The sequence below is a fragment of the Deinococcus actinosclerus genome (assembly GCF_001507665.1).
Classification (GTDB): Bacteria; Deinococcota; Deinococci; order Deinococcales; family Deinococcaceae; genus Deinococcus; species Deinococcus actinosclerus.
In genome coordinates this window covers 2200304-2225818 of sequence record NZ_CP013910.1, presented here as the reverse complement: position 1 = coordinate 2225818, position 25515 = coordinate 2200304, and the positions used below count along the sequence as shown (strand labels likewise).

The 25515-nt window shown below is 72.0% G+C and carries 29 protein-coding genes; 14 read left to right on the top strand and 15 right to left on the bottom strand.

Annotated features, from left to right (window positions below; genetic code table 11):
• Positions 1–44: 44 nt before the first annotated feature.
• From AUC44_RS10765 to AUC44_RS10725, 9 genes are all read right to left on the bottom strand, one after another.
• Complete coding sequence (locus AUC44_RS10765; RefSeq protein WP_062158624.1) at positions 45–1643, bottom strand: alpha-amylase family glycosyl hydrolase; 1599 nt, start codon at positions 1641–1643, stop codon at positions 45–47.
• Between the two features lie 100 nt (positions 1644–1743).
• Positions 1744–2889, bottom strand: coding sequence for an LCP family protein (locus tag AUC44_RS10760; RefSeq protein WP_062158623.1), 1146 nt, complete (start codon positions 2887–2889; stop codon positions 1744–1746).
• A gap of 54 nt (positions 2890–2943) precedes the next feature.
• Positions 2944–3510: a GNAT family N-acetyltransferase gene (locus tag AUC44_RS10755; RefSeq protein ID WP_062158622.1), complete on the bottom strand. Its 567-nt coding sequence runs from the start codon at positions 3508–3510 to the stop codon at positions 2944–2946.
• Between the two features lie 67 nt (positions 3511–3577).
• Positions 3578–3997, bottom strand: coding sequence for a hypothetical protein (locus AUC44_RS10750; protein WP_062158621.1), 420 nt, complete (start codon positions 3995–3997; stop codon positions 3578–3580).
• Positions 3998–4073: 76 nt separating this feature from the next.
• Entirely contained in the window at positions 4074–6290 is a 2217-nt protein-coding gene (locus AUC44_RS10745) for an AAA family ATPase (RefSeq protein WP_062158620.1), read from the bottom strand.
• Positions 6287–6604 (bottom strand): ATP-dependent Clp protease adapter ClpS, encoded by a 318-nt coding sequence (gene clpS, locus AUC44_RS10740; protein ID WP_062158619.1) that lies wholly within the window; start codon positions 6602–6604, stop codon positions 6287–6289. The genes AUC44_RS10745 and clpS overlap by 4 nt, the downstream gene beginning before the upstream one ends.
• A gap of 114 nt (positions 6605–6718) precedes the next feature.
• Complete coding sequence (locus tag AUC44_RS10735; protein WP_231724421.1) at positions 6719–6973, bottom strand: hypothetical protein; 255 nt, start codon at positions 6971–6973, stop codon at positions 6719–6721.
• 112 nt (positions 6974–7085) lie between these two features.
• Positions 7086–8177, bottom strand: a complete 1092-nt coding sequence (locus tag AUC44_RS10730; protein WP_062158617.1) for an enolase C-terminal domain-like protein — start codon at positions 8175–8177, stop codon at positions 7086–7088.
• Positions 8174–8968, bottom strand: coding sequence for a DEAD/DEAH box helicase family protein (locus AUC44_RS10725; RefSeq protein ID WP_062158616.1), 795 nt, complete (start codon positions 8966–8968; stop codon positions 8174–8176). Before AUC44_RS10725 ends, AUC44_RS10730 begins: the two co-directional genes overlap by 4 nt.
• Before the next feature lie 118 nt (positions 8969–9086).
• Here AUC44_RS10725 and AUC44_RS17200 point away from each other — a divergent pair, with 118 nt between their 5' ends.
• The 4 genes from AUC44_RS17200 (at position 9087) to AUC44_RS10710 (ending at position 12874) form a co-directional block, all read left to right on the top strand.
• The gene (locus AUC44_RS17200; RefSeq protein WP_257721363.1) at positions 9087–9221 is read left to right on the top strand and encodes a hypothetical protein; all 135 of its coding nucleotides are present in this window, start codon (positions 9087–9089) and stop codon (positions 9219–9221) included.
• A gap of 19 nt (positions 9222–9240) precedes the next feature.
• Positions 9241–11058, top strand: a complete 1818-nt coding sequence (locus AUC44_RS10720) for a PRC-barrel domain-containing protein (protein WP_082689036.1) — start codon at positions 9241–9243, stop codon at positions 11056–11058.
• A gap of 137 nt (positions 11059–11195) precedes the next feature.
• A complete protein-coding gene (gene cysK / locus AUC44_RS10715; RefSeq protein WP_062158615.1) occupies positions 11196–12149 on the top strand; it encodes a cysteine synthase A in 954 nt (317 codons plus the stop codon).
• A 56-nt stretch (positions 12150–12205) separates the two neighbouring features.
• Positions 12206–12874 carry an MIP/aquaporin family protein gene (locus AUC44_RS10710; protein ID WP_062158614.1) on the top strand — a complete coding sequence of 223 codons (669 nt, stop codon included), beginning with the start codon at positions 12206–12208 and terminating at the stop codon, positions 12872–12874.
• 96 nt (positions 12875–12970) lie between these two features.
• Here AUC44_RS10710 and AUC44_RS10705 read toward each other — a convergent pair whose 3' ends face one another.
• A complete protein-coding gene (locus tag AUC44_RS10705) occupies positions 12971–13708 on the bottom strand; it encodes a DUF937 domain-containing protein (protein ID WP_062158613.1) in 738 nt (245 codons plus the stop codon).
• A gap of 196 nt (positions 13709–13904) precedes the next feature.
• On the opposite strand from AUC44_RS10705, the gene AUC44_RS10700 reads away from it, so the two are divergent.
• The 7 genes from AUC44_RS10700 to AUC44_RS10670 are packed head-to-tail and all read left to right on the top strand — an operon-like array spanning position 13905 to position 18613.
• Entirely contained in the window at positions 13905–14750 is an 846-nt protein-coding gene (locus AUC44_RS10700) for an ABC transporter permease (RefSeq protein ID WP_082689035.1), read from the top strand.
• A complete protein-coding gene (locus AUC44_RS10695; protein ID WP_231724420.1) occupies positions 14743–15561 on the top strand; it encodes an ABC transporter permease in 819 nt (272 codons plus the stop codon). The genes AUC44_RS10700 and AUC44_RS10695 overlap by 8 nt, the downstream gene beginning before the upstream one ends.
• Before the next feature lie 34 nt (positions 15562–15595).
• On the top strand, positions 15596–16561 hold the full coding sequence (locus AUC44_RS10690) for an ABC transporter ATP-binding protein (protein ID WP_062158612.1): 966 nt from the start codon (positions 15596–15598) through the stop codon (positions 16559–16561).
• Positions 16558–16947 carry a hypothetical protein gene (locus AUC44_RS10685; RefSeq protein ID WP_062158611.1) on the top strand — a complete coding sequence of 130 codons (390 nt, stop codon included), beginning with the start codon at positions 16558–16560 and terminating at the stop codon, positions 16945–16947. The genes AUC44_RS10690 and AUC44_RS10685 overlap by 4 nt, the downstream gene beginning before the upstream one ends.
• A complete protein-coding gene (locus tag AUC44_RS10680) occupies positions 16944–17327 on the top strand; it encodes a hypothetical protein (RefSeq protein ID WP_157445318.1) in 384 nt (127 codons plus the stop codon). Before AUC44_RS10685 ends, AUC44_RS10680 begins: the two co-directional genes overlap by 4 nt.
• On the top strand, positions 17324–17950 hold the full coding sequence (locus tag AUC44_RS10675) for a DNA-3-methyladenine glycosylase (protein ID WP_062158609.1): 627 nt from the start codon (positions 17324–17326) through the stop codon (positions 17948–17950). The genes AUC44_RS10680 and AUC44_RS10675 overlap by 4 nt, the downstream gene beginning before the upstream one ends.
• Before the next feature lie 57 nt (positions 17951–18007).
• A complete protein-coding gene (locus tag AUC44_RS10670) occupies positions 18008–18613 on the top strand; it encodes a DNA-3-methyladenine glycosylase (RefSeq protein WP_062158608.1) in 606 nt (201 codons plus the stop codon).
• Here AUC44_RS10670 and meaB read toward each other — a convergent pair.
• From meaB to scpA, 5 genes are all read right to left on the bottom strand, one after another.
• Positions 18610–19566, bottom strand: coding sequence for a methylmalonyl Co-A mutase-associated GTPase MeaB (gene meaB / locus AUC44_RS10665; protein WP_062158607.1), 957 nt, complete (start codon positions 19564–19566; stop codon positions 18610–18612). The genes AUC44_RS10670 and meaB overlap by 4 nt on opposite strands.
• Positions 19542–20078, bottom strand: a complete 537-nt coding sequence (locus AUC44_RS10660; RefSeq protein ID WP_157445317.1) for a hypothetical protein — start codon at positions 20076–20078, stop codon at positions 19542–19544. Before AUC44_RS10660 ends, meaB begins: the two co-directional genes overlap by 25 nt.
• Positions 20072–20476, bottom strand: coding sequence for a hypothetical protein (locus tag AUC44_RS10655; RefSeq protein ID WP_157445316.1), 405 nt, complete (start codon positions 20474–20476; stop codon positions 20072–20074). The genes AUC44_RS10660 and AUC44_RS10655 overlap by 7 nt, the downstream gene beginning before the upstream one ends.
• 71 nt (positions 20477–20547) lie before the next feature.
• Entirely contained in the window at positions 20548–20772 is a 225-nt protein-coding gene (locus tag AUC44_RS10650) for a hypothetical protein (protein ID WP_062158604.1), read from the bottom strand.
• A gap of 71 nt (positions 20773–20843) precedes the next feature.
• Entirely contained in the window at positions 20844–22973 is a 2130-nt protein-coding gene (gene scpA / locus AUC44_RS10645) for a methylmalonyl-CoA mutase (protein ID WP_062158603.1), read from the bottom strand.
• Between the two features lie 288 nt (positions 22974–23261).
• On the opposite strand from scpA, the gene AUC44_RS10640 reads away from it, so the two are divergent.
• The 3 genes from AUC44_RS10640 to AUC44_RS10630 all read left to right on the top strand — a co-directional run bounded on the left by AUC44_RS10640 (position 23262) and on the right by AUC44_RS10630 (position 25457).
• Positions 23262–23903 carry a YbhB/YbcL family Raf kinase inhibitor-like protein gene (locus AUC44_RS10640; RefSeq protein WP_157445314.1) on the top strand — a complete coding sequence of 214 codons (642 nt, stop codon included), beginning with the start codon at positions 23262–23264 and terminating at the stop codon, positions 23901–23903.
• Positions 23904–24061: 158 nt separating this feature from the next.
• Complete coding sequence (gene rpe, locus AUC44_RS10635; RefSeq protein ID WP_231724419.1) at positions 24062–24736, top strand: ribulose-phosphate 3-epimerase; 675 nt, start codon at positions 24062–24064, stop codon at positions 24734–24736.
• A gap of 1 nt (position 24737) precedes the next feature.
• Positions 24738–25457 carry a 2-phosphosulfolactate phosphatase gene (locus tag AUC44_RS10630; RefSeq protein ID WP_062158602.1) on the top strand — a complete coding sequence of 240 codons (720 nt, stop codon included), beginning with the start codon at positions 24738–24740 and terminating at the stop codon, positions 25455–25457.
• Positions 25458–25515 lie beyond the last annotated feature (58 nt).

Here is a 25515-nt window from a genome sequence, read left to right as displayed (position 1 = left end):
TCCCCCCCTCTTTGTTTTTCCCACTCCCCACTGCCTCCTTCCCACTACCCCCGCAGGATGCGGGCCTCGTTCGGGCGCAGGGCCGCGCCGCTCGCGGGCTGGTCTCCCAGGCTGCTCAGGAGGGTCTCGCCGCCTGCCAGGGCGCCGAGGTCGTGGGTCTGCGCGCCGAAGTTCAGCAGGACGGTCAGGGTCTCGCCATGCTCCTCGCGGACGAAGGCGAACACGTCATCGGGGGCGTCCACGCTGCGGTACGTGCCGCCGATCAGCGCGGGGTGTTCCTGGCGCAGGCGGGTCAGCGCGCGGAAGTAGTTCAGGTCGCTGGCCGGGTCGCCCTCCTGCGCGGTGACGTTCAGGGTGGCGCAGTCATCCGCGATGGGCAGCCAGGGGATCGTGCCCTCCGCGCTGAAGCCCGCGTTCACGCCAGCGTCCCACTGCATGGGGGTGCGTTCCGGGTCACGGCCCGCCTCGGGGCTGTCGGGCTGTTGCAGCGCGGCGGGGTCCACGATGCGGTCGGCGGGAATCTCGACGTCGTGCATGCCGATCTCGTCGCCGTAGTACACGGTGGGCGTGCCGCGCAGGGTCAGCAGGAGGGTCTGAGCCACGCGGTACTGCGCGTCGCCGACCCGGCTGCGGAAGCGGTGCTGGTCGTGGTTGCCGAGCACCCAGTTCGGCCACGCGCCCGCCGCGAGGCACGCCGCGTCGTAGCTGTCCGTGAAGCGCCGCACGTCCCCGGCCGTCCAGGGCATCAGGATCAGGTGGAAGTTGAATGGCAGGTGCACCATCCGCGCGTCCTCCGTGCCGGAGTACGGCAGGAGCTGCTCGACCGGCAGGTAGATCTCGCCGACCATCATGCGGTCATCGAACTCGTCCAGCACGGCGCGCATCTCGCGGATGTACTCGTGCGTCTCCGGCTGGTCCTGGGTGTAGGGGTGCAGGAGGCTCCAGTGTTCGGGCTGCCCGGGCTGCCAGTCGGGGTTCTCGGGTTCGTCCAGGTAGCGGTCGTCCTCGGCCAGCAGCCAGATGACGTCCACGCGGAAGCCGTCCACGCCGCGGCGCATCCAGAAGCGCAGCGCGTCGAACATCGCCTGCCGCACGGCCGGGTTGCGCCAGTTCAGGTCCGGCTGGCTGGGCAGGAACTGGTGGAGGTAGTACTGCCCGCTGGCCTCGTCCAGCGTCCAGGCGGGCCCGCCGAAGAAGGACTTCCAGTTGTTCGGCAGGCCGCCGCCTTCGGCCGGGTCGCGCCACACGTACCAGTCGCGTTTCGCGCTGCCCTTGCCCGTCAGTGCCTCCTGGAACCACGCGTGGTCACTGGACGAGTGGTTGGGCACGTAGTCCAGCATGACCTTCAGGTCCAGGCGGTGCGCCTCGGCCACGAAGGCGTCGAAGTCCTCCAGCGTGCCGAACAGCGGGTCGATGTCGCAGTAGTCGGCGACGTCGTAGCCGAAGTCGCGCATGGGGCTCTTGAAGATGGGGGAGAGCCACACGGCCTTCACGCCCAGGCTCGCCACGTACGGCAGGCGGCGGGTGATGCCGCGCAGGTCGCCCACGCCGTCGCCGCTGTCGTCCTGGAAGGAACGGGGGTAGATCTGGTAGATGATGCCGCTCTGCCACCACTTCAGCTCGCCGGTCAGGGAGGAGGTCATGCCCAGCACAGTACGGTCTGAATCGTTTCAGATCAAGTGGGCACAAGCAGACAGGCGAGGGGAGCCATGACCGGCTCCCCCGCGCCCTGCGCTCCCGTCCTCAGGGCGCGGGTGTATCCGAGCCCAGCCGCACGGTCACGTCCGCCCCGGAGGCCAGGGGCTGCTCGCTGACCGTCCCGAAGCCCACGTCACGCAGCACCCGCGCCGCCGCCGCGCCCGACGCGGTGGTCCTGGCCGGGCCGCGCGGCTCGTTCACGATCCAGACGTTCGCGTAGCCCAGGCCCTCCAGCCGCTCCTTCAGGCGGCGGGCGCTGCCGTCCGGGGCGTCGGTGTTCACGACCGCCACGCCCAGCGACCGCGGATCGTTCGGGTCACGGAACTCCCTGGCGATGAGCGCGCCCAGCGCCGCGCGGTCCACCTCCCAGACACTCGCCGCGCCCCGGTACCCGAAATTACCGGGCACCTGATGCGTCTTGATCTTCACGCCGCTCAGGCCCGCGCCCATCAGCGCCGCCACCTGCGCGCGGGTCAGGTTCGACTTCATGTTGCGGTCCACCGCCGCGACCATCAGCGGGAGCCGCCACACGTTCAGCGGGCTACGCACCTGCGCGCCCAGCGCCCCCACGAACTGCTGCTGCCGCGCGATCCGGCCGATATCGCCCAGGTTGTCGTGCCGGAAGCGCAGGAAGCCCACCATCTGCTCGCCACTGAGGCGCTGCCGACCGGGCTTCAGGTCGATGTGCAGCTTCCCGGCGTTGTCGTCGTACTTCATGGCCTGTCCCACATCCACCGTCACGCCGCCCGCCGCGTCCGTCAGGGCGGGTACGGCGTTCAGGCTGAGCAGCGCGTATCCGTCCACCGGCAGGCCCGTCAGGTCCTGCACGGCCCGCATGAGGAGCTCCGGGCCGCCATGCACGTTCGCGCCGTTAATCTTGCCCCAGCCGGCTTTGGGCAGGTTCACCCAGGAGTCGCGGGGGATGCTGAGCATGTTCACGCGCCCGTCCGGCCAGGCCTGCGCGAGCATCAGCGTGTCGGTCCGGGTCGAGAAGGTTTCCGCCTTGGCCGGCCACGGCCACACGGCCGAGCGGTCATCGTAAGCGACGTCCACGCCGGCCAGCACCAGATTCACCGGCCCCTCGGCCTTGCGCGGCAGCGTGCCGTACCGCGCGAGAAACGGCGCGGCGGGCGACACGACCGCCACCACGCCCGCCAGGACGACCAGACCAACGACAACCGGAGTGCGCACGCGCGGAGCATACCGCCCGCCGCCCCCACCGTGGATCAGTCGGAAGGGGGACGCTCAGGTCAGGTCGCGGACCAGATGCGTGTACGTGCCGCCCGCCAGCCGGCGGGTGCCCGCCGGACGGAAGCCCTGTCGGTCGTACAGGCGCGCGGCCGGGTTGCCGTCCTCGACGAGGAGGCCGACCCGGTTCAGCCCCAGCGCCACGGCGCCATCGGCCGCCGCGTCCAGCAGCCGGGTGCCGATCCCGCGTCCCCGCGCGGTCTCCGTGACCGCCAGGGTATCCACGTACAGTTCGCCGGGCGTGCCCTCGGACTCGATGCGCCCCGGCAGGCCCAGGGCGCGGAGCCGTTCGCGGAACGGATCATCCAGCGCCTCGGCGTGCTCGCCCGGGTACGCGAGGATCAGGCCCAGCCCCTCCCCGGTGGGCGACTGGGCGATCAGTTGATGCTCGAAACTCAGGCGGTTGCCCCGCAGCGGGTAGAAGCCCAGCAGGGCCCGCTCGGCCTCCACGCTGGCAGAGGCGCTGGTCAGGGCCAGCCCGATGGGCCCGATGGTCGCCTGGATCAGCGGAACGGCGAACGCCGCATCAAACGGATGGGCCGGGCGGATGAGCACGTCGGTCATCTGCCCAGCGTAGCGTCATGCCAAAGCCGGGCTCCTGTAGGAACCCGGCCCTGGCGTGTGGGGTGGTTTAGTTCAGGGTGATCTTGCTGGCGACGAGGCTCTCGCCGTTGATCTCGCCTTCGACGGACACGTTGGCGTCGTTGCGGTCAGTGCCGAAGAACTCGTCGGCGGTGGTGGCGCTACCCTCATAGGTGGTGGTGTCGGTCACGCTGACGTTGTAGTTCTTGTCGTTTTCGTTCAGACCGAAGGTCTTGGCGGTGCCGTCGAAGTTCATGACCATGCCTTCGAGGCCGTCGCCGGCTGCCATGTCGGCTTCTTCGCTGGCGTTGGCGGTGTCACCGTTGTTCAGGGTGCTGTCGGCGGCGACGCCGGTGTCCGTGGTGGTGGTGGTGGTGGTGCCGTCGGTGGAGGTCTCGGTGGACTCGGTCTTCGGCGCGCAGGAGGCGAGGAGGGCAGCAGTCAGAAGGGCCAGCAGGGTGGGTTTCATGCCTGTCATCTTCCCGATTTCCGGCGGTTCTCATGTGAGGACAATCCCAGGGAATCTTTACGTCCAGCACGCGAAATTAAGTGAACGTAAAGCTCCCGTCCTTGACGCCCACCCGCACGCGCCCCCCACCTTTCAGGCGGCCAAACAGCATCAGGTCGGCCAGCGGCCGCTTGAGCTGCGCCTCGATCACGCGCGCCAGCGGCCGCGCGCCCATCAGCGGGTCGTACCCCAGCGCCGCCAGCCGCGCGCGCGCCGCCGGGGTCACGGTCAGGGTCACGCGGCGTTCCTCCAGCTGCACCTGCAATTCCCGCACGAACTTGTCCACCACGCCGCCCATCACCTCCGGCGACAGCGGCGCGAAGTGCAGCACCCCATCTAGGCGGTTGCGGAACTCCGGCGTGAACGTCCGCTTCACAGCCTCCGCCTCCTCGCCCGCGCGGCCCGTGCGCCCGAAGCCCAGCGCGGGCCGCGAGGCGTCGGCGGCGCCGGCGTTCGTGGTGAACACCAGGATCAGGCCGCGCCCGTCCACCTTCTTCCCGGTGTGGTCGGTCAGCGTCCCGTGATCCATGAGCTGCAGGAACACGTTGTACACGTCCGGGTGGGCCTTCTCGATCTCGTCGAGGAGCAGCACCGCGTGCGGATGCTTCGCCACCGCGTCGGTGAGCAGGCCGCCCTGATCGAAGCCCACGTACCCGGGGGGCGCCCCGATCAGGCGCGCAACCGTGTGCGCCTCCTGGTACTCGCTCATGTCGAACCGCGCCAGGCGAATGCCCAGCCGCTCGGCCAGCGCGCGGGCCAGTTCGGTCTTGCCCACCCCGGTCGGCCCGGCGAACAGGAACGCCCCCTGCGGTCTGTTTGGGTCGCGCAGGCCCGCGCGGGCCAGCTTCACGGCGCTCGCCACGGCGCCCACCGCCGCGTCCTGCCCGAACACCCGCGCCCTGAGGTCGGCCTCCAGCGTCGCCAGGGACGTGACCTCCTCGGCCTTCACGGCGCCCAGTGGGACGCGCGCCATGCGCGCCACCGTGCCCTCGATGTCCGGCACGTCGATAGTGCCGCCTGTCCCGGCGCTGCTGCGCGCCGCGCCCGCCTCGTCCAGTACGTCGATGGCCTTGTCCGGCAGGAAGCGGTCGCGCAGGTGCCGCACCGACAGCCGCACCGCCGCGTCCAGCGCGTCCGGGGTGAACACCACCCCGTGGTGCGCCTCGTAGCGGGGCGCGAGGCCCTGCACGATCTTCAGCGCGTCCTCCTCTCCCGGCTCGGGCACCTCGACGGTCTGGAAGCGGCGCCACAGTGCCCGGTCCTTCTCCAGGTGCCGCAGTTCCGCCGGGGTGGTCGCCCCCAGCACCCGCAGCTTGCCCCGCGCGAGGGCCGGTTTGAGGAGGTTCGCGGCGTCCACGCTGCCGCCCTCGGTCGCCCCGGCGCCCACCAGGGTGTGCAGTTCGTCGATGAACAGCACCGCGTTCTGCCCGTCCAGCGCGGCGAGGACCGCTTTCAGCCGCGCCTCGAAATCACCCCGGTAGCGCGTTCCGGCCAGCAGCGCCCCCAGGTCCAGCGCGAACACCGACGCGCCCCGCAGGAAACCGGGCGCCTCACCGTCCACGATCCGCTGCGCGAGGCCCTCGGCCAGCGCGGTCTTGCCCACGCCCGGCTCGCCGACCAGCACCGGGTTGTTCTTCCCGCGCCGCGCCAGCACATGCACCACCCGCTCCAGTTCCGCCACGCGCCCGATCACCGGATCGAACGCCCCGGCGCGCGCCTGCGCCGTCAGGTCCGCCGCGTAGGCCTCCAGCGGATCGGCCTCCTCCGGGGCCGCCTCGGGGGCCGGGCCGTCCACGCCGTCCACGCGCCGCTCGCGGTCACGCCCGGGCACCTTCGCCGCGCCGTGCGACACGAAACTCAGCACGTCCAGCCGCGACGCCCCCCGCGCCTCCAGCGCCGCGCGCGCCGGACTGTCGGGTTCTTCGAGCAGTTCCACGAGCACCCGCGCGCCGTCCGCGACCTCGTGCCCCTTGCCGCTGGCATGCAGCTGCAGCACCGCGCCCTCCACGACCCTGTGCACGCCCAGCGTGAAGTCCGGCTCGGCGTCCGGCACGGCCTCAAACTCCGCGAGCAGGCCCTGGAGGTCCTCGCGCAGCCGCTCCACGTCCACGCCCACCGCCAGCAGCGCCTCGCGCGCCTCCGGGTCGTGCGTCAGGGCCAGCAGCAGGTGCTCCAGCGTGACCAGCTCGTGGCCCGCCTCGCGCGCGTAGTCCGCCGCGCGGCCAATCGTGACCTGCAGATGATCGCCGATCATGCGTCCGGCTCCGGTTCCGCCACGACCCGCAGGGGATGCCCGTCGCGGCGCGCGTGATTCATGACCTGCGCGACCTTCGTCTCCGCCACGTCGCGGGTGTACACGCCCGCCACGCCCTGCCCCTTGTGATGCACGGCCAGCATGATCAGCTCCGCCTCCTGCTCGGCCTTGCGGAAGTAGCGCCTGAGCACCATCACCACGAATTCCATGGGGGTGTAGTCGTCGTTCAGCAGCAGCACCCGGAACAGGCGGGGCCGCTGCGTGTGCGTGCGTTCCAGCGTCTGGGTGCGCGAGTCGGGGTCGCGGCGCGTCATGCGCCCGAGTGTACCCGCCCGCGCTGCCCCGGGCTGCGGCGGGCCTCACGGTAGGGTCCCGGACCAGCGGGCAGGGCGGCCCATCCGGAGGAGCCGCCCTGCCCGCTGCCCGGTTTACTCGCCGCTGGGGTGCGGCGTGACGTGGGGGGACTGGAGATGACGGGTCATCAGGATCAGCACCACCAGCGCGTGCACGCACAGCAGTGCGTACAGTTCCGGGCTGGACTGCATGACGTTGCCAGCCGCGCCGACGAGCTGGAAGAGGATCATGACCAGCAGACCGCGCGTGCGTTGATCGGGACGCCGCAGGAAGACGAAGGTGCCGCCTGCCATGCTGAACAGCAGCGGCAGCAGCAGAGCGTTAAGCATCTCTTGAGCCATACCTCATTATTGAAGGGCAACCATGACAGGCATATGACCCTGTGGGCCCTTCAGGTGAGACGCGGGGATTCATGCGACTGGAACTGCCTGGACAGGCCCTTCATGAAAGGCGGTAGCGGCTCAGCTTCACCTCATCCACTGCCAGTTCTCTCATAGAAGTCACATCCAGCCAGCCATCCCGGAACCCGATCCCGCCGGTGAGCAGGTCGTCTTGCAACTTCAGCACAAAACTCAGCTCGCACGGCTCGGTCACCTCGGCCCGGGTCGAGAGCAGCGCCGCGTGGATGGTACCCAGCCCCGTGCTGGCCTGCGAGCCCACCATGCCGCGCTTGCCCGCCGCCGCCGCCCGGCGCAGCATCTGCAGGCCGTCCGTGAAGCCGTTGCGGGCGGTCTTCACGTTCAGCACGTCGAAGGTGTCGAAGTCCAGTTCGCGCTCCAAGTCCGCGGGCGTGAAGCACGAGTCGTCTGCCACGATCGGCAGCCGCCCCTGCGCGTGCAGCTCGGCCCGCGCCCGCAGGTTCCGGGCGGGCAGCGGTTCCTCGACGTACATCAGCCCCGCCTCGCGCATGGCGTCCAGCGCCGCCGGGGCTGACTGCGGCGTCAGGGTCTCGTTGCTGTCGGCGTACAGCAGCACCTCAGGGCCGAATTCGGCGCGCAGCTCGCGGATCACGCGCAGGTCGCGCTCGTGCTCGCGGCCCACCTTCACCTTCAGGCAGCGCACCCCCGCCGCCACCACGCGCCGCGCCTCGGCCAGCATCTCCTCCGGGGGGGCGATCCCCAGGATGAAACTGGGCCGCACCCGCGTGTTCGGGCCCAGCAGCGTGTCGAACAGGGTCAGGCCCTGCGCGCGGGCGCGGGCGTCATGCAGCGCCATATCGAGCGCGCCGCGCGCCGTGTGGTTGTTCACCACGCTGTTCCGCACCCGGTTCAGCCCGGCCTCGTCCGTAATCACCGTGCCGCTTAACCCCACCTCCAGCTGGGCCAGGATGCCCAGCACGCTCGCGGTCGTCTCGCCGTAGATGGTGGGGCGCGGCGTGGCCTCGGCCTGCCCCACCGTTCCGTCCGAGAGGGTCACGCGCACGAGGACGTGCTCGGCGGCACTCAGGGCCGAGTGCGCCCCCCACGCCAGCGCGGACGTGAGCGGCAGCCGGAAGGGAATGCCCTCCACCCGCGCGACCGTCGGGGCGCTCACGCCTCACCTCCGGCCCAGGCGCGCACCGCCGCCGCCACGCCCGCCGGGTCCAGCGCCACGGTGTCCAGTACCAGCGCCCGCGCGGGCGGCAGGGTCCGCAGGAACGCCTCGGCGGCCGCCGGGTCGTAGTTGCGGCGTTCGGACACCACGATCTTCACCTTCGCCAGCACGTCCGCCGGGGCGAACCCCGCCTGCGCCAGCGCCGCCAGCTCATCCAGTTCAGCCGGGGTGAACACCGCGTCCACGCCTCTCAGCGCCGCCAGCTCCTCGCGCAGCGCGCCGCCCCCACCCGCCCCCACCTGATCAAAGGCGTCCGCGCGGCCCAGCAGCCGCCGCACCCGCACCGCGTCCGGCGCGCCCAGCGCCACGAACCGCCACGCGGGGAACGCCTGCGCCGCGTACTCCACCTCATCCAGACCGCGCAGCCCGTCGAACACCGGCGTCTCACCCCAGTGGCTCACGTCCGCGATCAGTGACCCCAGCGCCTGCGCCATCCCACCCGGATGCGCCTGCCGGTACGCCGCCGTCAGCCGGAAGCGGTCCTCGCGGTCCCGCACGGGCGCGCCGCCCGTGGCGGGGAGGATCATCACGGCGTCGGTCACGTCGCGCCGGTCCGGCAGGACCCGCATGCCCGCGTCGGCGCCGGTCAGCGCGGCCAGCGCGGTGCTCTTGCCCACCCCGGTCACGCCCACGAGGACGGTCAGGGGCAGCTCGGCCAAGGGCCGCTCGGCGGCGGCGGGCGGCGCGCCGGGCGCACGCAGGAACGGCAGGGCAGGGGAGGCGGCACTCATGGCGCACAGGCTAGCCCCCCTGCCGCCTAAAGAGGGCCGCAAGGTTCAGTCAAGCCAGCGTCAGTGGCTCCCCACGGAACAGGGCGCGCCGCTGCCTACACTCGCTCGTGGAGGCACCATGACCCGACTGAAAGGCAAACCCGGAGGCAGCGGAGGTCGCATCCTGCTCGTCCTCGTCCTGCTCATCGTTCTGTTCCTGCTGGCGTACTTCCTGTACCTCAAGCCGCAGGGCCTGCTCAACCTGGGCTTCTGACGCCCGACCCGGAGACCCCATGATCAAAGGCAAAGATATCCTGAACCGTTCCATCATCGCGGTCAGCACCGGCGAGAAGGTCGACCGCGTGCATGACGTCATCTTCGACCACCAGGCCAATCAGGTGCTGGGTCTGCTCGTCGACGAGGGCGGCTGGTTCAGCGCCGCGAAGGTCGTGCCCTTCGAGCGCATCCGCAGCGTCGGTGAGGACGCCATCATGATCGGCACGCCCGACGACGTCACCACCACCCGCGAGGACGGCCGCCTGAAAGAGGCGCTGGACAGCAAGACCAGCCTGGTCGGCCTGACCCTGCTGACCACCGACGGGCAGAACCTGGGCCGCATCGCCGACGTGTTCTTCGACGAGCACACCGGCCGCGTCGAGGGTTACGAGGCCACCGGCGGCCTGTTCGCCGACCTGAGCAGCGGCCGCACCTTCGTGCCCGCGCCCGAGAGCGTGCAGATCGGCACCGACACCGCCATCGTCCCCGTCACGGTTGCGCAGGCCATGCAGGAACAGGAGGACGGCGGCCTGAAGGGCGCCCTGAACAGCGCCGGTGAGAGCATCAGCGGCGCGTACCAGAACGCCGCCGAGGGCATCAAGGACGCCTACGGCAACGCCGCCGAAGGGGTCAAGGGCGCCTACGAGAACATCGCCGAGGCCACCCGCGAACGCCAGAAGGAATACGTGGTCGGCAAGACCGCCGGGGGAGACATCACCGCCACCGACGGCCACCTGATCGTCGCCAAGGGCGAGACCATCACCGCCGCGCACGCCGACGACGCCGAGGCGGCCGGGAAGCTCGCCGCGCTGGCCACCGCCGCGACCGGCGGCGTGATCGCCGGCGCCTACGGCAGCGCCCGTGACCGCGTGCAGGAATCCTACGAGGACGTCAAGGACGCCACCGCCGAACGGCAGAAGGCCTACGTGACCGGCAAGACCGCCCGCAGCGAGATCACCACCGACGCGGGTGAGGTCATCGTGCCTGCCGGGGCGACCATCACCAGCTTCCAGGCCGACCGCGCCGAACAGACCGGCCGCCTCGCCGCCCTGACCGCCGCCGCGACCGGTGGCGCCATCCAGGAGGGCGTGGAGGGGCTGCGCCAGCGCCAGCAGCTCGACCCGAACAGCCCCGAGGCGACCATCGGCCGCCGCGTGAAGACCGACGTGCGCGCCCCCGGCGGCAGCCTCGTGGCCGCGCAGGGCCAGATCGTGACGCCCGCCATCCTGGACCGCGCGCGGCACGTGGGGGCGCAGCAGGCCCTGATCGACGCCACGACCGGCAGCACGCGGCCCGGCGTGAGCGCCACGAGCGCCGTCAGCCAGGGGCTGGGGAACGTCAGCGAGAGTGCCGGCAACCTGCTGGAACGCGCCAAGCACTGGCTGGGTGACAAGCGCGAGCAGGCCGAGCAGGCCATCGACCAGCGCCAGCAGGAGGCGCAGGAGCAGAAGGTGCGCGACGCGCTGGGCCGGCCCGTCACGCGCGTGATCCTGGCGCCGGACGACAGCATCATCCTGAACGTGGGCGAGATCGTGACGCACAAGGCCGTGCAGGCCGCGCGTGACGGTGACATGCTGGACATCCTGGTGGAGAGCGTGAACAAGGAGGCCCCCGACCTCGACCCGCTGGCCAGCCGGCCCGACGCGACCGGTGAGGCCGCGCTGGACAGCCAGCCCGACCCCGTGCACCCCGCAACGGCCCAGGTCGGTGCCCAGCCTGCCGCGCCCAGCGTCCCCACACCCAGCGTCCCCGCACCCAGTGCCCCTGCGTCCGGTGCCGCCGACGAGCGCCGCCCCGCGACCCTTCCCGTCGCGCCCGACGACCGCCTGAGCTGAGTCCCTCCCCCCAATCGCGTCCGCCCCGCCAGCCCAGGCGCGGGCGGACGCGCGCTGTCTGGGACTGCGACCTGTCTGCGCGCCACCTGTCTGCGCCGCCACCACGGCGCGGCCCGGCAGCGCCTATCCTGAGCGGCATGATCGAGTCCCTCATCGGGCACACCCCCCTCCTGCAACTGACGCGCGTCGTCGAGCCCGGCATGGCCGACGTGTTCGTGAAACTCGAAGGTCAGAACCCCGGCGGCAGCATCAAGGACCGCACCGCCCTGGGCCTCATCGAGGACGCCGAGCGGCGCGGCGTCCTGAAACCCGGTGGGACCATCGTGGAACCCACCAGCGGCAACACCGGCATCGGACTGGCGCAGGTCGCCGCTGCCAAGGGCTACAAACTGATCCTGTGCATGCCCGCCAGCATGAGCGAGGAACGCAAACGCACCCTGGTCGCGTACGGCGCCGAACTGATCCTCACCGACCCCACCCGCCGCATGCTGGCCGCCATCGAGGAAGCCGAGAAGCTCGTGCAGGAGCGCGGCGCGGTCATGATGAACCAGTTCGGTAACCCCGCCAACCCCGCCGTGCACGAACGCACCACCGGCCCCGAACTGTGGGAGCAGATGGACGGCCGCATCGACGCCTTCGTGTACGGCAGCGGCACCGGCGGCACCATCAGCGGCGTCGGCCGGTACCTGAGGCGCATGAACCCGGACGTGCAGATCATCGCCTGTGAACCGGCGCGCAGCAACGTCCTGACCGGCGGCGAGATGGGCACCCACGGCTTCCAGGGCATGGGCCCCGGCTTCATCCCGGACAACCTCGACCGCAGCGTCATCGACGACGTGATCGACGTGTGGGAGGAAGACGCCTACCCACTGGCCCGCCGCCTGGCGCAGGAGGAAGGCGTGTTCGTCGGCATGAGCAGCGGCGCGATGGCCTGGGCCGCGCTGGAGGTCGCCCGCCGCCTGGGCCCCGGCCGGCGCGTCGCCACCATCGCCTGCGACACCGGCGCCCGCTACCTGACCACCAGCCTCTTCGCGGGCGAGGGCGACACGCCCGCCGGGTACCTGCCCCGCTCGCGCCAACGCACCGCGTAAGCCTCACCAGTCGGGGTGATTGTCCAGCCCTCCGCGCCGCCGGTACATTGGCGCGGATGTCACCACAGAAACTCACCGCCGAGCTCATCGGGACCTTCGCGCTGGTCTTCGCAGGCCTGCTCGCCATCAGCAACAACGCCACCCTGCTGGGCGTCGCCTTCGCGCACGGTCTGGCCATCGCCGTGATGGCCATGGCCCTGGGCACCGTCAGCGGCGGGCAGTTCAACCCGGCTGTCAGCGTCGCCCTGAGCCTCAGCGGCCACCAGGACTGGCGCACCACCCTGAGCTTCGTTCCCGCCCAGCTGATCGGTGCGGCCCTGGGCGCCCTGGCCGCGCTGGGCGTCGCCGGACCCGCCCGCATGCAGGCCATCGGCTACGGCACGCCCGCCCTGAATGGGATCACGCTCGGTGGCGGCCTGCTCGCCGAGGTGATCACCACCGCCTTTCTGGTCCTGGTGGTCGTGAAGGTCGCCATTCACCAGCGGCACGTGCTGGGCGGCCTGATCGTGGGCCTGACCATCGTCATGGACATCCTCGCCACCGGGCCCCTGACCGGCGCGGCCATGAACCCCGCCCGCGCCTTCGGCCCCGCCCTGATCGGCGGACACTGGGCGGACCAGTGGGTGTACTGGGCCGGCCCGCTGCTTGGCGCGGCCATCGGTGCCGGCGTGGCAGCCTTCACCGAGGGCGTCACGCCCCGCCGCGTGCCGGAACAGCTGAACTGACCCGTCTCCGTACCGAAGTCTGCGTAGAGAAGAGGCCCGGGCGCTGCGTGCCCCCGGGCCTCTTCCCTATGTGGTCGGTTGGGTGGCGCGGTGCCGTCAGCGGCGCCCGCTGAACATGCCGATCAGGTCATTCAGGGCGTTGCCGTCCCCGTCGCCGTCGAGGGCGCGGTTCAGCGTGCCGAACAGGTCACCGCTGCCGCCCGTCGTGCCCGTCTGCGCGGCCCCCGCGTCCGGGTAGCCGGGCAGCACACTGCCGCCCCCCAGCACACTGCCCGACTGCGGCTGCTGCGCCGGCGCGCGCTGCTGCCCGCCGCCCAGGATGCCGCCGAGCACGCTGCCCAGACCGCCGCCCCCCACCAGACCGCCCAGGATGCTGCCCAGATCCGGGCCGCCCTGGCCGCCGGTCTGACCGCTGTTCGTGCTCATCCCGCCCCCCTGCCGCTGGCGGCCCAGGTACGCCAGGACCAGCGGGGCCAGCATGCTCAGAATCTGCATGGCGAGCTGCGGGTCGATCCCGGCCCGCTTGCTGACGGCCTGCGCCACCTGGGCCTGCTGGCTGCCGAACACGTGCCCCAGGATCTTCTGACCGTCCTGCGTGTCGGGCACCTGCCCCTGCGCGAAGGCGTCCAGGGCCGAGCCGTCGTGGCGGTCCAGCGCGCCGCTCAGGGTGTCCAGCCCGCCGGGCTGCGCGGCGTTGCGGGTCAGGGCGCCCAGCAGCAGCGGCAACGCCGCCTGCATGGCCGCCTGCGTCTGCCCGGGCGTCGTGCCCGCCTGCTGCCCGATCCGCTGCTCTGCCTGCCCCATTCCGCCCAGCATGTTGAAGATGTCCATCATGATGCGTTCCTCCCTTGGGATGCGCCCAGCCTAAGCCCCCCCGGCGCGGCGTCCGTGGGCGGGCCGTTCAGCAAATCCTGACGCTCGCGCCCCGCTGGCGGCGCCGGTCCCTCCGCCACCCGGCGTATTCCGCTTCCGCCGCCCGGCCCGGTACCCTGAACGCTTCCGGTTCGGCAACTGGAGTAGGGAGGAAGTCATGACCACCACGCCTGCCCCCCCCACGGGGGGCCCCGTTTCACGTCTGTCCCGGCTGGCGCTGCCCTGGGCCGTCACGCGGCTGGGCTTCCAGCGGCAGTTCGCGTACCCGCAGGCGGCCCTGTGGGGCCTGATCACCAACTCGTTTTTCGGCCTGCTGCGCGTCGCGGTGCTGCTGGCGCTGTTCGGCACCCGCCCGCAGGTGGCCGGGTACACCCCGCAGGACGCCATCACGTACACCGGCCTGACCCAGGCGTTCATCATGGCGTTCAGCCTCTTCGGCTGGTTCGACTTCATGCGCGTCATCCACCGGGGCGAGGTGACGGCAGACCTGCTGCGGCCCGCCAGCCTGCTGGGCTTCTGGGCCGCGCAGGACGCCGGGCGCGCCCTGGGCCAGCTGGCGCTGCGCGGCCTGCCCATGCTGCTGATCTTCCAGGTCATCTGGGGCCTGAACTGGCCGCCCGGGCCGCTCGCCTGGGCGCAGGTCACCCTGAGTGTCCTGCTCGCCTGGGCCTGCGGCTTCCTGTTCCGCTTCCTCGTGAACTGCGCGGCATTCTGGTCGCCGGACGCCGTGGGGTTCGGGCGCTTCGCGTGGGCGGTGCTGGGCCTGGGCTGCGGGTTCCTGATGCCCCTGGCCTTCTTCCCCGAGTGGTTCCGCGCGCTACTCGCCTGGACGCCCTTTCCCGGCATGCTGAACACCGTCGTGGAGCTGTGGGTGGGCGTCACCACCGGCCCGGCGGCGTGGGCGGCGCTGGGCACGCAGCTGGGCTGGACACTGGCGCTGCTGCTGGCCTGTCAGGTCACGCTGCGCGCGGGTCTGCGGCGGCTGGAGGTCGCCGGTGGCTGACTTCCGGCATCACCTGACCCTCTACGCGCGGCTGCTGGGCGCGCAGATCCGCTCGCAGGGCGCGCACCGCACCTCGTTCATGCTCGACGCGCTGGGCAGCCTGCTGATCACCGCCGCCGAGTTCGCCGCGCTCGCGCTGGTGCTCCCGCGCTTCGGCGGGCTGGGCGGCTGGACGCTGGGCGAGATCTGCCTGCTGTACGGCCTCGCGGAACTCGCGTTCGTCCTCATGGACATCCTGTTCGGGGGCTTCGACGCGCCCAACCTCTCCACGCACGTCCGCACCGGCTCGTTCAGTACCTTCCTGCTGCGCCCCGCCCCGCTGACGTTGCAGGTGTTCGCCTCCGACTTCGCGCTGCGCCGCATCCCGCGCGTGCTGCTCGCCGCCGCCATCGCCGGGTACGGCCTCACGCACGCGCCCCTGGCCGCCGGGCCCGAGACGGCCGCCCTCCTCGGCGCCGCCGTGCTCGGCATGATCTGCTTCTTCGGCGGGCTGTTCGTCATCGGCGGCACCCTCACCTTCTGGACGGTGGACAGCGTCGAGGCCATGAACGTCCTCACCTACGGCGGCCGCACCCTGATCAGCTACCCCATGGACATCTACTCCGCGTGGCTGCGCCGCACCTTCACGTACCTGATCCCCGCCGCGTTCCTGTCCTACCTGCCCGCCCTGCACCTGCTGGGCCGCCCCCTGCCCGACGGCCTGCCCGGTTGGGCCGCGCTGATCGGGCCGCTGGCCGGGCCACTCGTGCTGGCCGGGGCGTTCGCGTTCTGGCGCGTCGGCGTGCGGCGCTACCAGGGCACCGGGACATGAAACCGCTCGCCACAGACCCGAAGGGAGGCACCCCATGATTCACGTCGAGCACCTGCACAAGACCTTCACCACCCGCACCGGCCGCTTCCTGAGCGCACAGCGGCGCACGCACGAGGCCGTCCGGGACGTGTCCTTCCACGTCCCACGCGGCGAGATCGTCGGCTACCTCGGGCCGAACGGGGCGGGGAAGAGCACCACCGTCAAGATCCTCACCGGGCTGCTCGTGCCCGACAGCGGCGCCGTCAGCGTGGGCGGCCTGACGCCCTGGCAGGACCGCCGCCGCCACGTCGCGCGGCTGGGCGCGGTGTTCGGGCAGCGCACCACCCTGTGGTGGGACCTGCCGGTCATCGAGAGCCTGCGCCTGCTGCGGCACGTGTACCGCATCCCGCACGCGAGGTGGCAGGCGAACCTGACCACCTTCACCGAACTGCTCGACCTCGGGCCGTTCCTGCACACCCCCGCCCGCGCCCTCTCGCTGGGCCAGCGGATGCGGGCCGATCTCGCCGCCGCGCTGCTGCACGACCCGGAGCTGCTGTTCCTGGACGAACCCACCGTGGGTCTGGACGTCGTGGCGAAGGACCGCATCCGCGAGTTCATCGCCCACATGAGCCGCGAGCGCGAGGTCACGGTGCTCCTGACCACGCACGACCTCGGCGACGTCGAACGGCTCGCGCGGCGCGTGCTGATCATCGACCACGGGCAGCTGCTATTCGACGGCGACCTCGCCCGCCTCCAGGCGCGCTACGGCTCGCACCGTGAACTGCACGTGGAGTTCAGCGAACCCGTTGGGGACGCCCGGGTGCCCGACTTGACCCTCCTGAGCAGCGACTCGGGCCGTGCCACGTACGCCTTCACCGGCCCGGCCGCGGACCCCATCGCCCGCGTCACCGCGCACGCCCCCGTCCGCGACCTCACCGTGCGCGAACCGGACATCGAGGCCACCATCCGCCGCATCTACGAGGGCGACCTGCTGCGCGCCGGGGTAGGCTCAGGGGCATGACCACTCCTGACGGGGCAGGCCCGGCGCCCAGCGTGAGCACGGGCGCGCTGTTCCTGGTGATCCTGACCTTCGCGGTCGCCTTCAACACCCTGTCCCTGACGGTCGTTCCCGAGGGCCGCCCCCTGCGAATCGTCTGCGCCGCCCTGCCCTTCGCCGCGCTGCTGTGGACCGCCGTGGCCGTCTGGCGTTCGCGCGGCGTGCCCAGTCCATTCCCCGCCCCGCTCCTGCCCGTCTGCGCTACCCTCCTCAGCCTGCCCGTGTCCGGCGCGGCCCTCCGGCTCGCGCAGGGTGAGCCCCTCGCGGCGGGGCAGTGGGCCATCCTGGGGCTGGGCCTGCTGGCATTCACCGGCGCGGCCATCTACACCCACCGGACGGGCGCCCGGTGAGGGGCAGACCCCGGTCACCCGGCGAGCGGGCGTTCGGCATCCTGCTGCTCGTGCTGATGGCGATCAGTGTCCTCGGCCACGCGGCGAACCTGCTGGGCCGCCCCGACGACCGGACGCTGCGCCTCCTGTGCGCGGCGGCGCCGTTCGCGCCCCTGCCGTGGTGGGCGCTGCGGCTGCGTCACCAGCGGTCGTCCTGGACCCCCGAGGCGACCATCCTGGGCCCGCTCTTCCTGTGCATGGCCGTTCTGAACCTCTCGGGCGTGACGCTGCTCCTCCTGACGGGCCAGCCGCTGCCGCCCGCCCGCGCCGCCCTGCTGATCGGCGGCGTGCTGAGTCTCGGGCTGGCGGTCCTGCTGCTGCGCCGCTCTCCTCCGGCATGACCGCCCCGCTCCCGCCGGCTCACTTCCGGGGTGACCCGGTACCCATCGCGCGGGCGCTGCTGGGCGGGACGCTGGTGCGCGTGCTGGACGGTGGGGAGCGCCTGACCGGGCGGATCGTGGAGGTCGAGGCCTACGACTGCCCCCGCGACCCCGCCTGCACCGCCGGGCGCTTCCACGCCGCCCGCAGCGCCGAGATGGCGATCCCGCCCGGCACGTGGCTGTTCTGGACGGCACACGGTCATCCGCTGCTGCAGGTCGCGTGCCGCCCCGAGGGGGTGTCGGCCAGCGTGCTCATCCGCGCCATCGAGCCGCTGGACGGCGTGGGCCAGATGCTGACCTTCCGGCCCGTCACCCGTGAACGGGACCTGACGAACGGCCCGGCGAAACTGGTGTACGCGCTGGGCCTGAACCCCGCGCAGATCAGCGGGCGGCCGGTGAACGCCCCGGAACTGCACCTCCTGCCGCCCCCCGCGCCCCTGCCCGACGAACTGGTCGAGGTCACCGCCCGTGTCGGCATCCGTGAGGGCCGCACCCTCCCGTGGCGCTTCACGGTTCGCGGCAACCCCTGGGTGTCGCCCGCCGCGCCCAGCATGGACCTCGCCCGCCCGGCCAGCGAGGAGTAGCACCGTACGGGCCGGGGCGTACAGTCCACCGCCGGGCGGCGCCCTACGCTGGCGCGCATGGACCTCTCCCACGCCCGCGCCCTGAGCGCCCAGACCTTCGCGGGCGATCCCGTCACCCTGGCGCGCGACCTGCTGGGGGCCGCGCTGGTGCGCGTGCTGCCCGGCGGCGAACGGCTCGCGGCGCGGATCGTGGAGACCGAGGGCTACGACTGCCCGCGCGACCCCAGCTGCCACGTCGTCGCCCGGCTGCCCGGCGCGGCGGCGAGCATGGCGGGCCCGCCGGGCCGGGTGTACTACCACGTCGCGTACGACCAGCCCCTGCTGAACATCGTGTGCCGGCCCCAGGGCGTGCAGGCCGCCGTCCTGATCCGCGCCGCCGAACCCCTGGCGGGCGAGGAGCGCATGCGTGAGCGGCGGCCTGTGAAGCGCCGCCTGGACCTCACGAACGGCCCCGCCAAGCTCGTCACGGCCCTGCACCTGGGACCCGAGCTGCGCGGCCAGCCGGTGGACGGCCCGGACTTCTACCTCGTGCCCGGCGACCCCCTGCCGGACGGGGACGTGACCACCACCGCCCGCGTGGGCCTGCGCCGGGGCGCCGACCTGCCCTGGCGGTTCCTGATCACCGGCAACCCCTGGGTATCGGCGGGGAAACCCAGCGCCTAGAGATCTGGCGTCAGCAGGGCCGTGACGCCCTGCACCGCTGTCCGCTCCCCGCGCGTGACCTCGGCGCGCAGGGCGTGCAGCCGCGCCGGGTCCAGGCCCGCCTGGAACGCCCGCCACGCCGCCTCGCGCAGCAGTTCGTCGAACCACTGCGCCGCCTGCCCCTGGCGTTTCACGCGCAGGTCCACCGCGGCGCGGTAGGCCTCGACGTTCGCCCACACGCCGTCCAGTCCCTCACCGGTCAGCGCGGACGCCCGCAGCGCTGCGGGTCGCCACGGCGCGTCGTGCGGGGTGAGCAGCGTCAGCGCCGTGCGGAGTTCCGTCTGGGCGCGCACCGCCGCCTGCGGGTTCGTGTCCGCCTTGTTCACCACGCACACGTCCGCAAGTTCCATGATCCCCCGCTTGATGCCCTGCAACTCGTCCCCGGCGTTCGGGAGGGTCAGCAGCACGAACAGGTCCGTCATGGCGGCCACCTGCGTCTCGCTCTGGCCCACGCCCACCGTCTCCACGAGGATCACGTCGAAGCCCGCCGCCTCGCACAGCGTGATGGACTCGCGCGTGCGCCGCGCCACGCCGCCCAGCGTGCCCCCGCTGGGGCTGGGACGGATGAACGCATTCGGATGCACCGTCAGGCGCGGCATGCGGGTCTTGTCGCCCATGATGCTCCCGCCCGTGCGGGCGCTGCTGGGATCCACGGCCAGCACCGCCACCCGGTGCCCCGCGTCGGCCAGCCGCACGCCCAGCGCCTCAATGAACGTGCTCTTGCCCACGCCCGGCACGCCCGTCAGGCCGATCCGCACCGACCGCCCCGCACGCGGCAGCACCTCCGACAGGAGGGATTGCGCCTGCGCCTCATGCTCGGGCCGCGTGGACTCGACCAGCGTGATCGCCTTCGCCAGTGCCCGCCGCGCACCCGACAGCAGCGGCAGGGTCAGGGGATGGGGCGCGGGGGACAAGTGAACCTCTCGATCAGCTCGGCGGGGCGCAGTTCGCGTTCCAGGGTCGGCCAGGGGACGCGGTGCTCGGGCTGCACGTCGCCCCACTCGCGGGTCTGCACGACCTGCCCGGCGGGGCCGATCAGCAGCTCGATCCGCGCGGCGACCGTGTCCTGGCCGGGCGTGCGGCGCAGCACCCACGAGTACGCCCGGGGGCGGCCCGCCTCGTCCCAGTCGAGGCGCTGCTCGGTCCGGTCCGGGTTCCAGCCGGAGGCCGCGCGGAACACCAGCCGCCGCACCGTGCCGCGCGCGTCCGTCCAGGTCTGCACGTCGAAGAACGCGTCCATGATGCAGGGCATGGACGAGCCCTGGAACGCCTGCCAGCCTCCCAGCGCGGCGTCATTCCCGGTCACGACCGCCCGAGCGGACGCGGCAGGGGAGAGGCCCACCGGCCCGCCCGCACCGCCCGCCAGCGCGGCCCCGCCCGACAGCGGCGCGCTCAGCAGCAGCCCCACCAGCAGCAATTTCAGCATGTCACTCCCTTCGGCACCGCGCGCAGGTACGACCGCAGTGGTGTCGTCACGCCCCGCGCGCGGAACCCCGTCTCCTTCACCAGTCGCCCGCGCGCGTCGAACGACCCACGCGCGTCCAGCAGGCGGCCCGCGAAGCCGCTCCACTGCACGCTCAGGCCCGTCAGTCGCCCCGCCCGGTCGTAACTCTGCCGCACCCGCAGCGTGTTGTCCGGCACCAGCCGCGCGTACGTCAGGCTCCGCACGCGGCCCGAGCGGTCCAGCAGGAACGTCGTGTCCCCCTGCTCACACACCCGCAGGCCCCCCACCTGCGCGGGCGGCCCGGCAGGCGGCGCGGGCAGGGTCATCCCCACCGCGCCCGCATCGCTCAGACCAGTCACGCCCAGCACGGCACACGCCACCACAGCCCTCAGTCGCCTCAGCATGCGCGCAGGTACGCGGCGAGGTGGGCAGAGGTTGCAGGGGGCCGGGCTCACGGCTCCCCGACCGGGCGGAACTGGTACGACACCGCCAGCGCGATCAGCCCCAGCACGAACAGCATCCCCGAGCCGTACACCAGGGCGCTGCCGAACCGGATCTCCGGCAGTGGGTCGGTCGCGTCCGGGCCGCCGCCCGCCAGCACGAGCGCGACGCCTGTCCCCAGCGAGGGGAGCACCAGCAGCGCCCCCATGAGCGCGCCCAGTGCTCCCAGCGCCATGCCGCCGCACCCCACCCGGCGCCACGTCCGGGCGAGTGGGTCCGGGGGTGACGGCTGGGGCTGGGGATCGGTCACGCGGGCTGACGCTCCCGCAGGAGGTTGAGCACTTCGCGGGCGCTGCTGAGGATGGGCGTGCCGGGGCCGAAGATGCCTGCCGCGCCGGCCTCGCGCAGCGCCGGGTAGTCCTGCTGCGGGATGACGCCGCCCACCACGACCAGGATGTCGCCCGCGCCCTGGTCACGCAGCGCGGCGATGAGTTGCGGCACCAGGGTCTTGTGCCCGGCGGCCTGACTGCTCACGCCGACGACGTGCACGTCGTTCTCGATGGCCTGCCGCGCGGCCTCGTCGGGCGTCTGGAAGAGGGGGCCGACATCCACGTCGAAGCCCAGGTCGGCGAAGCCGGTGGCGATGACCTTCGCGCCGCGGTCGTGCCCGTCCTGTCCCATCTTCACGACCAGGATGCGGGGGCGGCGGCCCTCGGCCTCGGCGAAGGCCTCGATCTCACCCTGGAGGGACGCGAAGCCCTCGTCGCCGTCGTATCCGGCGGCGTACACGCCGCTGAGGGTGCGGATCTCGGCGGCGTGGCGACCCCATGCGCGCTCCAGCGCGTCGCTGACCTCGCCGACCGTGCAGCGGGCCCCCATGGCGGTCACAGCCAGCGCCAGCAGGTTCCCCTCGCCGGAGCGGGCGGCGTGTTCCAGGGCCGCGAGGGCGGCCTGCACGGCCTGCGGATCGCGCGTTTCGCGCACGCGGTTCAGGCGGGCGATCTGCGCCTCGCGCACGGCAGCGTTGTCGATGTCCAGCACGTCCACCGGGGTGTCCTGGGTGGGGCGGTACTTGTTCACGCCCACGATGACGTCCTCGCCCCGGTCGATGCGGGCCTGTTTGCGCGCGGCGGACTCCTCGATGCGCAGTTTCGGCACGCCGCTCTCGATGGCCTTCGCCATGCCGCCCAGCCCCTCGACCTCGCGCATCAGTTCCCGCGCCTTCTCGGCGAGGTCGTGGGTGAGGCGTTCCATCATGAAACTGCCGCCCCAGGGGTCCACGACGTGCGGGATGCCCGTCTCCTCCTGGATGACCAGCTGGGTGTTGCGGGCGATGCGGGCTGAAAAATCGGTGGGCAGACCGATGGCCTCGTCGAAGGAGTTCGTGTGGAGGCTCTGCGTCCCGCCGAACACGGCGGCCATGGCCTCGACGGTCGTGCGGATGACGTTGTTGTACGGGTCCTGCTCGGTGAGGCTCCAGCCGCTCGTCTGGCAGTGGGTGCGCAGCGCGCGGCTCATGGGGTTCCTCGGCTCGAAGGGCGCCATGAGCTCACTCCACAGCAGGCGGGCGGCGCGGAGCTTGGCGACCTCCATGTAGAAGTTCATGCCGATCCCGAAGAAGAAACTCAGGCGCGGCGCGAACTCGTCGATGTGCAGGCCCTTCCCGAGCGCGGCCTTCACGTACTCCAGCCCGTCGGCGAGGGTATACGCGAGTTCCAGCGCGGCGTTCGCCCCGGCCTCCTGGATGTGGTACCCGGAAATGGAGATGGAGTTGAAGCGCGGCATCCGCTGCGCCGTGAACTCGATGATGTCTGCGATGATCCGCATGCTGGGGGCGGGCGGGTAGATGTACGTGTTGCGCACCATGAACTCTTTGAGGATGTCGTTCTGGATGGTCCCGGACAGCTGATCCAGCGTGGCGCCCTGCTCCAGCCCCGCCACGATGTACCCCGCCAGGATCGGCAGGACCGCGCCGTTCATGGTCATGGACACCGACATCTCGCTGAGCGGGATGCCGTCGAAGAGGATCTTCATGTCCTCGACGGAGTCGATGGCGACCCCGGCCTTGCCCACGTCCCCCACCACGCGTGGGTGGTCGCTGTCGTACCCGCGGTGCGTGGCGAGGTCGAACGCGACCGACAGGCCCTTCTGCCCGGCGGCGAGATTGCGGCGGTAGAAGGCGTTCGACTCCTCGGCGGTACTGAAGCCCGCGTACTGCCGGATCGTCCAGGGGCGCGCGGCGTACATGGTGGCCCTGGGGCCGCGCGTGAAGGGTGGCAGGCCCGGGAGTGAGGCCGTGTCCACGTCCTGCACGTCGTCTGCGGTGTAGAGCGCCTGGAGGGTGATGCCCTCGGGCGTCTCGCGGTTCAGGCGCGCGGGGTCGGCGCCTTTGAGGTCCTTGCTGGCCTGGGCTTTCCAGGCACTCAGGTCGGGCATGTGTGTTCCTCCGTGTGCTGCCGCCATGATGCCACCCACCCTGCCCCGGCACCAAACGACCGTTCGGTTTCCAAGGGGGAGGGGCTGTTCCTGCGTGTGAGACAGCTGCCCTTCCCTGACCTGCCTCTTGACGCAGCCTGAAGCTGCCGGTGAGGCACCCTTGAGAATGTGGCCCCGGTAACCGCCCCGTGAGCCTGACCGTTTAGCGTCGAAGCATCTGCGCGGCCCGCGCCCCCGTCGCCACGCGCGCCGGGACGCAAACCCCTGCCGCGCACCCCGAGGACCCCCATGCGCCACCTGCACGCCGCCGCCCTGACCGTCCCCACCCTCGCCCTGGCCGCCTGCGCCCCCACCCAGATGATCGGCGGCGCCAACCCCATGAACGCCGGCCTGAACCCCGCCCAGCGACTCACCGTCGCGCAGCCCGCCCCCACCGCGACCGCCATGGGCCTGAGCCTCACCAGCCCCACCTTCGCCAATGGCGGCGCGTACCCCGCCGCGCAGGTCGCGAGCGGCTTCGGGTGCAGCGGCCCCAACACCAGCCCCGCCCTGAACTGGAGCGGTGTGCCCACCGGCACGCAGTCCCTGGTGCTCACCAAGTACGACCCGGACGCCCCCACCGGCAGCGGCTTCTGGCACTGGGCCGTGTTCAACATTCCCGCCAGCGCCACCGGCCTCGCGCAGGGCGCAGGCAATCCCGGCGGCACCCTGCCCGCCGGGGCCACGCAGCTGAACAACGACGGCGGGCAGCCCGGCTTCATCGGGGCGTGCCCCCCGGTCGGCGATCCCGCCCACCGCTACGTGTTCACGCTGTACGCCCTGAGCAGCACCCTCGACCTGCCCGCCGGCACGAGCCCCGCCGCGCTGGGCTTCATGCTGAACGGCAAGGTGCTCGCCAAGACCAGCCTGACCGCCTACTACGGCCGCTGAGCGGAGGCCCGGTGCCTTTGCGACCCGCCCCGCGCACCCGCCGGGGCGGGCGGTTCGTGCGGCGGTGTTCTGCGCCAGCGTTCTGCCCCAGCGCGAACCCTGCCGCGCCGATTCGCCCCCCGTGAACTCCTCGTGTGGGGAATGCTAAGCTTCTGCGCGTGACCGCCGACACCCCCGAAGCGAGGCGCGTGAAGCTCGCGCCGAGCATCCTCGCCAGTGATTTCGCCCGCCTGGGCGACGAACTCCGCGCCATCGAGAGCGCCGACTGGGCGCACGTGGACGTCATGGACGGCCAGTTCGTGCCCAACATCAGCTTCGGGCTGCCCATCCTGGCCGCCGCCCGCGCCGCCAGCCCGCTGTTCATGGACGTTCACCTCATGATCGAGCGGCCCGAACGGTACCTGCGCGACTTCGCCGACGCCGGCGCCGACGGCCTGACCGTGCATGTGGAGAGCACCGCGCATGTCCACCGCGCCGTGCAGCAGATCCGGGAACTGGGCAAGAAGGCGGGCGTCACCCTGAACCCCGGCACGCCCCTGGAGACCCTGCGGCCCGTGCTGGCCGACGTGGACCTCGTGCTCATCATGAGCGTCAACCCGGGCTTCGGCGGCCAGAAGTTCATCCCGCACAGCCTGGAGCGCATCCGCACCGTCCGCCGCTGGCTCGACGAGACCGGCAGCGCTGCCGAACTCCAGGTTGATGGGGGCGTCAGCGCTACGAACGCCCGCGCGGTCGTCGCCGCCGGGGCGAGCAACCTCGTCGCGGGCAGCGCCGTGTTCGGCAAGGACGGCGCGCAGGCCGGACTGGAACGCCTGCGCGAGGCCCTGAAATAACATGCGCCTGAGGGTCGACCTCCTCCCACACGGCAACTACCCGGACGTCGTGGTCATCATTGACGTGCTGCGCGCCACCACCACCGCTGTCACGTACCTCGAACGCGGCGCGGACGCCCTGCTGCTCACCGCCACCCCCGAGATCGCCCTGAACCTCCGCACCGAGGGCAGCCCCTACCTGCTCGGCGGAGAACGCGGCGGCCTGCCCATCCCTGGCTTCGACTTCGGCAACAGCCCCGTCGAGGCCGCCGGGCAGAACTTCACCGGCAAGACGGTCGTCATGAACACCACCAACGGCACCGGCGCCGCCCACACCGCCGCGCAGAGCGGCAAGCACATCTTCCTGGCTGCCCTGACGAACGCGCACGCCGCCGCCCGCCGCGCCCGCGCCGCCGCCACCGAGGAAATCGCCATCGTCTGCGCCGGCACCGACGAACACGTCGGCCTGGAGGACGTGTACGCCGCCGGGGTCCTCGCCGAGTACCTGCTCGCCATGGGTGAATTCAGCATCGACGACGGCGCCCGCATCGCCCTGACGGTCCGCCGCAACGGCGGCAACCCCCTGGAAGCCCTGGGCAGCAGCGGCCACGGCCAGCACCTCATGCGCTTGGGCCTGGGCGAGGACGTCCGCGCCGCCGCCGGACTGAGCACCAGCACCATCGTCCCCACCCTGATCCCCGAGGGCGCCCCGGACGGCACCCTGAAATTCACCGCTGGGTGAGTCGTGTACCCCCATCCCCGCCCGCCTGCCCCCCGGTATGGCGGGCGGTTTCGTCCGT